This window comes from Arthrobacter sp. 10N418 (assembly GCF_056394725.1).
Genome location: NZ_JBFTIK010000005.1, coordinates 18,803 through 30,897, shown reverse-complemented (window position 1 = coordinate 30,897; position 12,095 = coordinate 18,803). Strand labels below are relative to the sequence as shown.

Annotated in this window: 14 protein-coding genes; 1 reads left to right on the top strand and 13 read right to left on the bottom strand. The window is 64.0% G+C overall.

Features of this window, described 5'->3' with window-relative positions; translation table 11 throughout:
* Positions 1-49: 49 nt before the first annotated feature.
* From AC1DCZ_RS05305 to AC1DCZ_RS05265, 9 genes are all read right to left on the bottom strand, one after another.
* Positions 50-943: a F0F1 ATP synthase subunit gamma gene (locus AC1DCZ_RS05305; protein WP_476973660.1), complete on the bottom strand. Its 894-nt coding sequence runs from the start codon at positions 941-943 to the stop codon at positions 50-52.
* Positions 944-1,019: 76 nt separating this feature from the next.
* On the bottom strand, positions 1,020-2,657 hold the full coding sequence (gene atpA, locus AC1DCZ_RS05300) for a F0F1 ATP synthase subunit alpha (protein ID WP_476973782.1): 1,638 nt from the start codon (positions 2,655-2,657) through the stop codon (positions 1,020-1,022).
* A gap of 88 nt (positions 2,658-2,745) precedes the next feature.
* The gene (locus tag AC1DCZ_RS05295) at positions 2,746-3,570 is read right to left on the bottom strand and encodes a F0F1 ATP synthase subunit delta (protein ID WP_476973659.1); all 825 of its coding nucleotides are present in this window, start codon (positions 3,568-3,570) and stop codon (positions 2,746-2,748) included.
* Entirely contained in the window at positions 3,570-4,121 is a 552-nt protein-coding gene (locus AC1DCZ_RS05290; RefSeq protein WP_476895440.1) for a F0F1 ATP synthase subunit B, read from the bottom strand. Before AC1DCZ_RS05290 ends, AC1DCZ_RS05295 begins: the two co-directional genes overlap by 1 nt.
* Before the next feature lie 53 nt (positions 4,122-4,174).
* Complete coding sequence (atpE, locus tag AC1DCZ_RS05285) at positions 4,175-4,393, bottom strand: ATP synthase F0 subunit C (protein ID WP_003804776.1); 219 nt, start codon at positions 4,391-4,393, stop codon at positions 4,175-4,177.
* Positions 4,394-4,471: 78 nt separating this feature from the next.
* On the bottom strand, positions 4,472-5,272 hold the full coding sequence (atpB, locus tag AC1DCZ_RS05280; RefSeq protein WP_476895441.1) for a F0F1 ATP synthase subunit A: 801 nt from the start codon (positions 5,270-5,272) through the stop codon (positions 4,472-4,474).
* Positions 5,273-5,363: 91 nt separating this feature from the next.
* Entirely contained in the window at positions 5,364-5,693 is a 330-nt protein-coding gene (locus tag AC1DCZ_RS05275) for a hypothetical protein (RefSeq protein WP_476895442.1), read from the bottom strand.
* Positions 5,686-6,171 carry a hypothetical protein gene (locus tag AC1DCZ_RS05270; RefSeq protein ID WP_476973658.1) on the bottom strand — a complete coding sequence of 162 codons (486 nt, stop codon included), beginning with the start codon at positions 6,169-6,171 and terminating at the stop codon, positions 5,686-5,688. The genes AC1DCZ_RS05275 and AC1DCZ_RS05270 overlap by 8 nt, the downstream gene beginning before the upstream one ends.
* Positions 6,172-6,304: 133 nt before the next feature.
* Entirely contained in the window at positions 6,305-7,405 is a 1,101-nt protein-coding gene (locus AC1DCZ_RS05265) for an MraY family glycosyltransferase (RefSeq protein ID WP_476973657.1), read from the bottom strand.
* A gap of 242 nt (positions 7,406-7,647) precedes the next feature.
* On the opposite strand from AC1DCZ_RS05265, the gene AC1DCZ_RS05260 reads away from it, so the two are divergent.
* The gene (locus AC1DCZ_RS05260) at positions 7,648-8,544 is read left to right on the top strand and encodes a glycosyltransferase (protein WP_476973656.1); all 897 of its coding nucleotides are present in this window, start codon (positions 7,648-7,650) and stop codon (positions 8,542-8,544) included.
* A 9-nt stretch (positions 8,545-8,553) separates the two neighbouring features.
* Here AC1DCZ_RS05260 and AC1DCZ_RS05255 read toward each other — a convergent pair whose 3' ends face one another.
* From AC1DCZ_RS05255 to prfA, 4 genes are read right to left on the bottom strand one after another with little or no spacing between them, the layout of a single operon-like run.
* The gene (locus tag AC1DCZ_RS05255) at positions 8,554-9,321 is read right to left on the bottom strand and encodes a WecB/TagA/CpsF family glycosyltransferase (protein WP_476973655.1); all 768 of its coding nucleotides are present in this window, start codon (positions 9,319-9,321) and stop codon (positions 8,554-8,556) included.
* Complete coding sequence (locus AC1DCZ_RS05250) at positions 9,318-10,028, bottom strand: L-threonylcarbamoyladenylate synthase (RefSeq protein WP_476973654.1); 711 nt, start codon at positions 10,026-10,028, stop codon at positions 9,318-9,320. Before AC1DCZ_RS05250 ends, AC1DCZ_RS05255 begins: the two co-directional genes overlap by 4 nt.
* 15 nt (positions 10,029-10,043) lie before the next feature.
* Complete coding sequence (gene prmC / locus AC1DCZ_RS05245) at positions 10,044-10,925, bottom strand: peptide chain release factor N(5)-glutamine methyltransferase (RefSeq protein ID WP_476973653.1); 882 nt, start codon at positions 10,923-10,925, stop codon at positions 10,044-10,046.
* 16 nt (positions 10,926-10,941) lie between these two features.
* Positions 10,942-12,015: a peptide chain release factor 1 gene (gene prfA / locus AC1DCZ_RS05240; protein WP_476973652.1), complete on the bottom strand. Its 1,074-nt coding sequence runs from the start codon at positions 12,013-12,015 to the stop codon at positions 10,942-10,944.
* Positions 12,016-12,095 lie beyond the last annotated feature (80 nt).

The following is a 12,095-nucleotide window of genomic DNA, read 5'->3' as shown; positions in this document are numbered from 1 at the left end:
GGTAAGTTTACTTTGGTGCAGGTACAGCAGGATCCAGGCCCGGGGATGGCTAGGACGCGTTCAACGCGTCGGCACCGGCCACGATTTCGGAAAGCTCCTGCGTAATTTCAGCCTGGCGGGCAGTGTTGCGCAGACGCGTGAACTTCTTGATGAGTTCCGTGGCGTTGTCGCCGGCGGACTTCATTGCCCGCTGACGGGCTGCGAGCTCGGAAGCTGCCGCCTGCAACATGGCTGCGAAAATGCGGGATTCGATGTATCGCGGCAGCAGGGCATCGAGAACCTGCTCCGCTTCCGGCTCGAATTCGTAGAGCGGCAGGAGGTCCGATTCGGACGCGGCCTGCTCTTCAACAACCTCAAGCGGGAGCAGGCGGACAACCGTCGGCTCCTGGGTCACCATGGACTTGAATCGGGTGTAGACGACATGGATCTCGTCGACACCGCCCTCTTCATAGGCCGTTGCGAAGTCAGCCAGCAATGCCTCGCTGACCTCCTGCGCAGTCGCAAAAACCGGTGCGTCCGTGTTGCCGGTCCAGACGCGCCCATAAGGACGGTTCCGGAAATCGAAGTACGCCTGTGCCTTGCGGCCAACCAGGAACGTCTTGACTTCCTTGCCTTCCTCATGGAGCAGCTCCATGAGACCTTCAGCCTGCTTGAGCACGCTTGCCGAGTACGAGCCTGCCAGGCCACGGTCCGAAGTGATGACCAGGACGGCGGCACGGCGGATCTGAGCCGGCTCGGTGACCAGCGGGTGGTCGATTTCGCTCTGGCTTGCGACAGCAGAAACGGCGCGCGTGATGGCGTTTGCGTAAGGCAGTGAAGCTGCTACGCGTGCTCGGGCCTTGCCGATGCGCGAGGTAGCGATCAGTTCCATCGCCTTGAAGATCTTGCGCATCGACGTCGTCGAGCTGATCTTCTGGCGGTAGACCCGAATCTGGGCTCCCATACTTATCCTTTCCTAAGATCCCGATGGCAGGGACTGCCGGAACCTGTGCGGGTCCCGGCAGTGCCTGCCAGCGAAACTAGCGCTTCTGCTTGACGATTTTTTCCTGGTCGACTTTGTCCTCGTCGATGGCGGCGTATTCCTCATGCCCGGCACCAACCAGGTAGCTGTCGCCCTCGCCGAAGAAGCCCTTCTTGAAGTCCACGATCGCGGTCTTCAGTGCTTCTGCGGTGTCATCGTCCATGACGTTGGTCTGCGCCAGCGTCGTCAGGATGGAGGACTTGTGCTTGAGGTGCTCCAGGAACTCGGTCTCGAAGCGGTTGATGTCCTCAACCGGAACGTCGTCGAGGTAGCCGTTGGTGCCGGCCCAGATGGAGACAACCTGGTTCTCGATCGGGAACGGCGAGTACTGGCCCTGCTTCAGCAGTTCCATCAGGCGTGCGCCGCGGGTCAGCTGCTGGCGCGATGCGGCGTCGAGGTCCGACGCGAACATTGCGAAAGCCTGCATGTCGCGGTACTGGGCCAGTTCCAGCTTCAAGGTACCGGAGACCTTCTTCATGGACTTGACCTGGGCGGCGCCACCAACGCGGGAGACAGACACACCCACGTCAACGGCGGGACGCTGGTTGGCGTTGAAGAGATCCGACTGCAGGAAGATCTGGCCATCGGTAATGGAGATCACGTTGGTCGGGATGTAGGCGGAAACATCGTTCGCCTTGGTCTCGATGAGCGGCAGGCCGGTCATCGAACCTGCACCGAGCTCGTCGGAGAGCTTGGCACAACGCTCAAGCAGACGGGAGTGCAAGTAGAAGACGTCGCCCGGGTAGGCTTCGCGTCCCGGCGGACGGCGGAGCAGCAGCGACACTGCACGGTAAGCCTCAGCCTGCTTGGAGAGGTCATCGAACACGATGAGGACGTGCTTGCCGCCATACATCCAGTGCTGCCCGATAGCCGAACCGGCGTACGGTGCCAGGTACTTGAAGCCCGCGGGGTCGGACGCGGGGGAAGCCACGATGGTCGTGTACTCGAGTGCGCCGTTGTCCTCGAGGGTCTGACGGACAGCCGCGATCGTGGAGGCCTTCTGGCCGATGGCTACATAGATGCAGCGCACCTGCTTCTTGACATCGCCGGAAGCCCAGTTGGCCTTCTGGTTGATGATCGTGTCGATCGCGATAGCCGACTTGCCGGTCTGGCGGTCACCGATGATCAGCTGACGCTGGCCGCGGCCGATCGGGATCATGGCGTCGATAGCCTTGAGCCCGGTCTGCATCGGTTCGTGGACCGATTTGCGCTGGGTCACGCCGGGCGCCTGGAGTTCCAGTGCACGGGTGGTCTCGGCCTTGATCTCGCCGAGGTCATCGATGGGCATGCCCAGCGGGTCAACCACGCGGCCCAGGAAGGCGTCGCCGACCGGGACGGACAGAACCTGTCCGGTGCGGTGGACTTCCTGGCCCTCTTCGATTCCGGTGAAGTCACCGAGGATGATGACGCCGATCTCGCGGACGTCGAGGTTCTGGGCCAGGCCCAGCGTGCCGTCTTCGAAGCGAAGCAGCTCGTTCGCCATGACCGAGGGAAGGCCCTCAACACGGGCGATGCCGTCACCTGCGGTTGTTACACGGCCGACCTCTACGCGCTCTGCGTTTCCGGGTTCGTAGGACGCCGCGAACTCGTTCAACGCATTACGGACGTCGTCGGCGTTGATGGTCAATTCGGCCATCTGCAGTCCCTGCTCTCCTGTTTTCGTGATCATCGTTGCTCACGATGACCGGGGTTGCTATCAGTTAAGTTGTGCTTGTCCGGCTTGGCTAAGCAAGCTGGCGGTGAAGCTGGCCCAGGCGGGCCAGGACGGAAGCGTCAACCACTTCGTCGCCAACCTGGATCCGGATGCCACCGATCAGTGCCGGGTCAACGTTCATGTTGATCTTGAGCTCGCGCCCGTACAGGGCGTTCAGCCCTGCCTGCAGGCGGCTGGTCTGTGTCTCCGTCAGCGGACGGGTGACGCTGACCGTCGCAATCCAGCGCTGCTGGCGCTTGGCTGCAAGCTCGGCGAAACGGCCGACGAGCTTGGTTGCCTTGAGCCCGCGGGGAGCGGTAACAGCCTGTCCGACGAGGACTTTCGCTTCCTCGCTGGCACTGGGTACGAGCTTTTCGGCCAGTGCAGTCTTAGCCGCGGAGCTCGCCTGCGGCTCGGACAAAGCACGCTGGACCTCATGGCTGGACTCCACGGCGTGGTTGAAGGAGAACAAATCGTTCTCCAGCAGTTCCAGTCCGCTGAGTCCGGAGGCAGAGACGGCCGACTTGTTCTCGGCAACGGCAATTACCACCGAAGCGGCAAGAGTCTCGAGTGCATCGCCGATATCCCGGGCCGATGCCCAGCGTGAGCTGGCCAGTCCGCCCGCGATCTCCACAGCATCAGCGGAGACCTTTCCGCCGAAGAGCTGCTTGACCAGCGCCGACTTTTCGTCACCGCTGCGGGACGGGTCAGTCAAGGCGCGGCGCAAGCCAGCCGAGCTGTCCACCGTTCCCAGGATCCCGAAGAGTTCCTTAGCCAACTGCAGCGAGGCGTTCGGAAGCTTGGCTTCCAGCGCCATCAACGCCGCGGCCAGCGATTCGCTCGATACACCTGCCATTACTTAGCTACACCTGCGTTCTGGTTCTCCAGATCTGCCAGGAAGCGGTCCACCACGCGGGCCGACCGTGCATCATCGCTCAGCGACTCGCCAACGATGCGGCTCGCCAGCGTCGTGGCCAGCGTGCCGACCTCCGAGCGGAGCGACACAACGGCCGCCTGACGCTCGGATTCGATCGCCGCGTGGGCCTGGGCCGTGATGCGGGCAGACTCTGCAGCTGCCTTCTCCTTCAGATCCGCGAGGATCTGAGCGCCTTCGGCCCGGGCTTCCTCGCGGATGCGATTGGCTTCGGCACGGGCATCAGTGAGCTGCTGCTTGTATTCTTCGAGTGCGGCGGAAGCCTCTGCCTGGGCCTTTTCGGCCTTGGCAATGCCGCCCTCGATGGCCTCGGCGCGCTCCGCAAAGGTCTTCTCGAACATCGGGACAACAAACTTGACCACGATGTAAAAGAGGACAGCAAAGCCGACGAGGACTACGCCCATTTCCCAAGGGTTGGGAACGAGCGGGTTAGCCGCCGGTTCAGTGGCGGCTGAGATGATCATCTGATGCATAATTCACCCGTCCTTATCTACTCGGTTCTGGATGTTCGCTTAGTTCTGAAGGTTTACTTGAGAACGAATGCGAAGACCAGGCCAAGGATGGCGAGGGCTTCAGTCAGCGCAAGGCCGAGGAATGCGATCGGCTGCAGGACGCGCTGCGCTTCCGGCTGGCGTGCCACACCGTTGATGTAGGCAGCGAACACGAGACCAACACCGATACCACCGCCGATGGCGGAGAGGCCGTAGCCGATGAGGTTGAGGGAGCCGTTGATGGAGCCTTCCATTTTTTTCCTTTCAAGATGCCATCTATGTGGCAGGTTGTTTGGTGTACTTCATCCCCGCGAGGGGAAGACTGTGGGTGCCTAGTGGCTGTCCGCGTGCAGGGCGCCTTCGATGTAGATGGCGGTCAGCAGCGTGAAGACGTAGGCCTGCAGGGCCATGATCAGCGCTTCCAGCATGTACATGGCCACGGAGCCGGCCAGGACGAGGACCGAAGCGCCCTTCAGGAGGACGTTCTCCTGCATGACGAGGAATTCGATTCCGGATCCCGCGATCATGACGATGAGGTGGCCGGCCAGCATGGTGGCGAACAGACGGAGGCTGTGCGTGACAGGACGGACCAGGAAGTTGGAGATGATCTCGATCGGGATCACGATCGGCAGGATGTAGAACGGGACACCGGAAGGAACAGTGGCCAGCTTGAAGTACTTCAGGCCGTTCTTCTTGACGCCGATGGCGATCCAGGTGATGTACACGATCGCGGCGAGCACATAGGCCCCGCCGACGTGCGAGAAGCTCGGGAGCTGGATCACGGGGATTGCGCCGTAGATGTTGTTCACGAGAATGAAGAAGAACAGGCTGAACAACAGCGGGACATACTTCATGAAGTCTTTGCCGCCGATGATGTCCTTGGCGATGCCGTTGCGGACGAAGCCATAGGCCATCTCGCCTGCGAACTGCAGTTTGCCGGGAACAAGCTGCTGCTTCCGCGCAGCTAGCAGAAAGAATGTAGCGATAATAACGACCGACAGGATTACCAGCAGCATCTGCTTGGAGAATCCTTCTGCCGCACCCCAGGGCAGGATTGCCGGCAGGTGCAATTCTTCAATTCCAGGCGGGGTGAACTGTCCTGAATCTTGGGCCGGGAGCGCAAGCGCGATCAACGCGTTTCCTCTCTGCAGTGTCCATCATTGGGCGTTGGTCGGGGATTGGCGACATTCCTGTCAGCTTCTCCCCCTGTGAAATTATTTGGCATTACTGTTCCTCGTCCTTGGACGGGCCACGTGCAGTAGTATCCCCGCCAGCTGGTGTTCTGGAGCTGGTGAGGCCGTGCATATGAGAAAGATAGAACCCTCCCGCAGCTCCAAGCAGGGCGCCTGCGAGCACAATCCAGCGGGTTCCCCACAGATTATCCAGACCCCACCCTATCAAACTCCAGACGATGATTCCGCCAACAATGTAGCTGAATACGGCGATTCCGGCGTTGTATCCGCCGTCCCCGCCATCCTCGGAGACACCGGGGGCGCCGGCCGTGCTTTTGGGGGTTTCAGGTGCCGTTTTGCGTCCGGCTTTGCGGCTAAACATCGGTGCCGCCTTCGCGGGGTTTGGGGTCGTCGTAAATCTGGAGCCGCGCCTTGCTGAAGCCATAGATCTCGGCCGCCTGCCAGAACACGACTGCCACGACGGCTCCGATCAGGAACCAGCGGCCATGCAGCCAGCCGGGCGCACCGATGGCGAACAGCACGACAGCGAAACCCACGACCTTGACGAAATACGTGGCGACAAAGAGGCCAATGGCTCCGGACGGGTTGTTCCGGCCGACGAAGTGGCCGACAGCCAGGCTGATGGCGAAGAACGCCATGACCAGGACTCCCCCGAAGAGGCAGGACCATAGCCCCGTTGCGCCGTTGAAGGCGTACGCGGCAATTCCCGTCAGCGCCAGGGCGGTTGCGGCAGCCGCCGAACTGATGGCCAGCAGACGCAGCCAGAGCGATGTCGTGGGACCCGAGACACCAACGGGCCCGGTGCCGGACGCGGGTCCGGGATCGGCGTTGGAGGTCATGAGATCCCAATCGTCGTGGGGTGGGTGCTGGTCAACAGGCGCGGCGGATGGCCGCACCTGAATTCTACAGTAGATAGAAATTATTCGGAAAAGTGGATAAACATGCGGTTCACGCGCGCGTTCCGGACATCGGTCACGGAGTGCGCTGGCGGAGGTACGGCCACGCCGTCACGACGGTCATCACGGCTGTGGCGGCGACATCGACGGCAAGGACAATCTGCCACGGGAAGATGGCGAAGGCCAGTCCGCCGAACGCAAGAATGCACGTCCACAGGTACATCAGCACCACCGCTCCGCGGTGCGAGTAGCCGATGTCCAGGAGTTTGTGGTGGAGGTGCCCGCGGTCTGCCGACCAGGGCGACCGGCCGAGTGCGGTCCGCCGCACCACGGCCAGGCACAGGTCGAGCAGGGGCAGGAACAATACGGCGAACGGCAACAGGATCGGGATGATCGTCGGAATACCGTTGGCCCTGTCATACAGTCCGGACGTGATCTGCCCGGTGGACACGACGCCGGCCGATGCCATCAGGAGCCCGATGAGCATGGCGCCGGAATCGCCCATGAAGATCTTGGACGGAAACCAGTTATGCGGCAGGAACCCGACGCAGCTGCCCACGAGAACGGCAGTCAGCAGCGTGGCGAGGTCCGAGAAATCGGTCAACGGCGCGTTCCGGTGGACCCAGTATGCCGTGAGGAAGAATGCCACTCCCCCGATGATCGCCACTCCCGCGGCGAGGCCGTCCAGCCCGTCAATGAAATTGAACGCATTCATCGTGGTCACAATCAGTCCGGCGGTCAGAATGATGTTCAGCGTCGGGGACTGGACGACTATCGGTTCCGGTATGAAGGGAATGACCGCTATCCGCACTCCCCAGAGGGCGACCACGAGGGCAGCGGCGCTCTGGCCGATCAGTTTGACCCACCACCGCAGATCGAGCAGGTCATCGGCCACACCCACCAGCACGATCACGCCGGCACCTGCCAGGATTCCCCACGGCGCGGCGTTGTTCCGGAAGATGTCCTTGACGAAGAACGACTCACTCGCCACCACCAGCGCCACGAGGACGCCGGCAAAGATGCCAAGGCCGCCAAGCCTGGAGACCGGGGTGGAGTGCATGTCGCGGCTGCGGATCGGGGAAAAGAGCTCCAGCTTGTTGCCCACGAGCCTGGCACCCCAGGTGGCCCCGTAGCTCACGACCGCCGCGGTCAGCATCATGAGCAGGTACATGATCATGGGAAGGCCACCTGCCCGGCGGAGGCCTCAGAGCAGGCAGGATTCAATGGCCGTGGAACTGTCTTTCGATAAATGAAACTTCTCCGTCGCCGTGCTCAGGGCAGGCAGTGCGTAGTGCCTGACAGGGCTGTATTACAGTGGACTCTAGTCAAGATACTAATGCCAACGGCCACCTGTCTTCGCGTCACACGGCCCATTGCAGCCGGGAAAACCGCTGACGGCCGTGCTGAAAGGACCCCGCGATGACCCTGTCGGTTGCAGTTGCTGCCGTGACGTTTGACCGTCCCCGGGAGCTGGCCGTTCTGCTGGACGCCATCAACAACCAGACCGCGCCGGTCCGCTCCATCTGCCTCGTCGACAGCGGCACCGTCGCCTCAAAGGACGTCGCCGGCCGGCACTCCAACGTGGATTACATCCGGTCCGAGGCGAACCTGGGCGGTGCCGGCGGCTTTTCGCTGGCAATCCTCAAGGCGGTGGCCAGCGGCGCGGACTGGGTCTGGATGATGGACGACGACGCCGAGCCCGCCGAACCGGACTGTCTGGCCACATTGCTCCGTGAGGCCGAGGCGCGCGGCCTCGACGCCGTCGTTCCGCTGGTGGTGGCCCCGGGCCATCCTGACCAGCTGTCGTTCTTCTTCCGCCTGGACGGAAAGGTCACCCACGATCGCGCCGCAGTGGAGAAGGTCGGGTTCCTGCCGGACGACGGACACTTCTTCAACGGCGCCCTCATCCGGTCCGATGTCTTCTTCAAGGTCGGGCTGCCGGACATGCGGATGTTCATCCGCGGCGACGAGGTCGACTTCACGCTCCGGCTCCGGAAGGCCGGCATCCGCTTTGGCACAGTGACTACGGCCGCCATCACCCACCCGCATGCCTTTGCCGAGACAAAGCACGTTTATGGCGCCAGATGGCACGTGATCGTGCCGGACTCGGCATTCAAGCGCCATTTCTACTACCGGAACCGCGGGTACATGATCCGCCGCCACTTCCGGGTGAAGTCGTTGGTCGCGGACGTGGGCGGCTACCTCGGCTACTTCCTGCGCCGTGGCGATGTCCGGGGCCTGGCGGACTGGTTCCGGGCGTTTTCCACCGGGCTGCGCGGCAAAGGTTTCGGTCCGCTGAAGGACCAGAAGTTTTAGGCGCTCTCCCTAGCGCGTCCGGCGAAGCCGCCGCCGCGCCAGCAGTCCCAGCAGCACCCACGGTTCCCCGAATACCCGGTAAGCCACCCGTTTCGGGTGGAGCATGAGCCGCCATGCCCATTCCAGACCGAGGCGGCCGATCCATCGGGGTGCCAGTTTCTGGACGCCCGCAATCTGTTCGATCGCCCCGCCGACGGCACAGTAGACAGCAGGTGGCAACGCCGCCAGCCTGCGCTGCAGGACCTCTTCCTGAAGGGGCATGCCGAGTCCGATCAGCACCAGCTGCGGGCGCAGTTCCCCGAGCCACGCGACAGCGGATTCCTCGACTTGCTCATTCCAGCCTTCGCCGGGCATTCCGTCAACCTGTGAACCCGGGACGATGTCCTTGAGCCGCGCGACCGCGCCGGCGTTGGCCACGGGGCCGGCCCCGATCACCGCGATCCTCTTGAGCCCCGCAACACCGGCCAGGGCCGGGATCCAGTCGGTTGATCCGAGCCGGTAGTCCATGACGGGGCCGTTGCGCCCTTCGCTCTCCGCTGCCTTGGCCCATAGCCACAGCACCGGCGCGCCGTCGATCAGGACCACGTCGCTTCGCTCGTAGAAGTTCCGGAATCCGGGATCGGAATGCAGGAGCGTGACACTGTGCAGGTTGTGGCCCAGAACGGTCCGGGTCCCGCCTTCGGCAATGTACCGGTTGAGGACCTCCGTCAGCTCGGAGACAGTCAGGGGTGTCGCTTCCACGTCAAGGACGGGGACGCGCTGCCGGTCCAGGGTCATTCCACGCCCGAGTCGGCGGGGCTGGGATCACTCGTGGCGGGTGCGTTGCCATCCACGTCCACCAGGTCGGGGACCACCCCGCGCAGCCGCCCAAGGCTGATGGCGCCCTGGCGGACCACCCGCAGCGGCAGGGCGGTGGCGTCGACGATCGTGGACGGCAGGGCATCGGCTCCTTCGACGGGCCGGTGTCCGCCTTCGAGGTACACCTCCACCGATTCGGCCAGCTGCGCCTCGGCGTCGGCGGCGGTCTGGGCCGCGGCTTGGCCCGTGCGGTTCGCGGAGGAAACGGCCAGCGGGCCGGTGAGGGTCAGCAGGTCCTGGGCGACGTCGTCGGCCGGGATCCGCAGGGCCACGGTGCCCTTCGTCTCGCCGAGATCCCAGTCCAGGGAGGGCTGGGCGTGCAGGATGAGCGTCAGTCCGCCGGGCCAGAAGGCCTCGGCGAGCCGCCGCGCCTCCGCCGGAACGTCGGTGGCGAGGCCGTCGAGGGCGTTCAGCCGCGGAATGAGGACGGGCGGCGGCATCTTCCGGCTGCGGCCCTTGGACGCGAGCAGCAGGGTCACTGCCAGGGGCGAAAAGGCGTCCGCGGCGATCCCGTACACGGTATCCGTGGGGAAAACCACGCACTTGTTCTCGCGGATGGCCCGCTGGGCGTGTTCAAGTCCTGCGGCGCGCTGGTCAGCTGCCGTGCAATCGTAGCTAGTCGTCACTGGCCCATTCTTTCATCACTTGTCGCTTGACTTTATGCCGGGGCCGGCCAGGACGGCACTGGTGGCCCTGTCCCTCCCGTTGAGGTCCCGGTGTGTGGCCACCTCGGTCCACACCCCGCTGCGGTTCAGCATGGCCGCGATCCAGCCCGACTGGACCTCGGCGTGTTCCATCACGAAGTAGCCGCCGGGAACCAGCAGCCGGGCCGCGGAGGAGGCAGCCGCCGTCGGAAGTTCCATGCCGTCCGCTCCCCCGCCGTACAGCGCCTCCGGCGGATCGTGGAGTGCCACTTCGGGTTCGTTCGGGATGGCCTCGGCAGGGATGTAGGGCGGGTTGGACACGACGACGTCGAACGTTCCGTTGTGCTCCGGCAAGGCGTCGCGGAGGTCGCCCCGGATCAGGAGGACGCCGAGGGGAAGGAGGTTTTTCGCCGCCCAGGCGTGCGCAAACTCGCTGAACTCGACGGCGTGGACCTCTGCACCGGGGACCTCGTGCGCGATCGAACCGGCGATCGCGCCGGATCCCGTGCCCAGGTCCACCACTTTGGGGTGCGCCATGCCCTGAATGCGGTCGACCACGAGCTGGACCACGGACTCGGTTTCCGGCCGGGGAATGAACACGCCGGGACCGACCGCCAATTCCAGCTGCCGGAAATGCGCGACGCCGGTGATGTGCTGCAGCGGGATCCGTTGCGCCCGTTCGGCGACGAGTTCCGCGTAGCCCTCCGGTGCCGTCGAATCACCCAGCATCATCGCCCGGAGCCGGCCGAGGCCCACGCCGAGCAGGTGCTCGGCCAGGAGTTCGGCGTCGACCCTCGGGCTCGGCACGCCGGCGGCGGCCAGGACGGTGGCGGCCTCGCGGACGGCTGCCGCGAGGCTCAATCCATTGCGTGCTGTCATCACCGGTGACCCGCGCCTAGTCGCCGATGGCGTCGAGGCGGGCCTGTTCGTCCAACTCGATGGCTGACTGGATCACCGGCTCCAGGTCCCCGTTCATGACCTGGTCCAGGTTGTAGGCCTTGTAGCCAGTGCGGTGGTCCGCGATGCGGTTTTCCGGATAGTTGTAGGTGCGGATGCGCTCGGAGCGGTCCATGGTGCGGATCTGCGACTTACGCTGGGCCGAGTTCTCGGCGTCGATCTGCTCCTGCTGGTGGGCCAGGATGCGGGCCCGCAGCACGCGCATGCCGGCTTCGCGGTTCTGCAGCTGCGACTTCTCGTTCTGCATGGCCACCACGATGCCGGTGGGAAGGTGGGTGATGCGGACGGCCGAGTCGGTGGTGTTCACGGACTGTCCGCCCGGCCCGGAGGAGCGGTAGACGTCGATCTTGAGATCGTTCTGGTTGATCTCGAGCTCTTCGGGCTCATCGACTTCGGGGAGCACCAGCACGCCGGCGGCCGAGGTGTGGATGCGGCCCTGGGATTCCGTCACTGGAACGCGCTGGACGCGGTGCACGCCGCCTTCGAACTTGAGACGGGCAAAGACGCCCTCGGCGGGGTCGTTGGAGCTGCCCTTGATGGCCATCTGGACGTCCTTGTAACCGCCAAGGTCGGACTCATTGGCCGAGATGATTTCGGTCTTCCAGCCGCGGGATTCCGCGTACCGGGAGTACATGCGCAGCAGGTCGGCGGCGAACAGGGCCGCTTCGTCCCCGCCTTCGCCGCCCTTGACTTCGAGGATGACGTTGCGGGCGTCGTCCGGATCGCGCGGGATCAGCAGCCGGCGCAGCTTCGCGGCCGCGGTCTCCAGCGCCGCCTCCAGCTCAGGAACCTCGGCAGCAAACTCGGGGTCCTCGCCGGCCATCTCCCTGGCAGCGGCCAGGTCGTCCTGGATCCCGTGCCACGCGTGGTAGGCCTCTACGATGCCGTTGAGCTGAGCCGAACGCCGCCCCAATTTCCGGGCCAGCCGCTGGTCAGCATAAACAGCAGGATCCCCAAGCTGCGCCTGGATGGCATCATGCTCATCCAGCAGCCCCTGTACGGACTCAAACATTTTCAAAACCTCTTTCGACTCTTACAAGTCTAGTGACGCGAAAGCATAGGTGGGCAAACAGCGAAGCCGTTCGGTTTTGC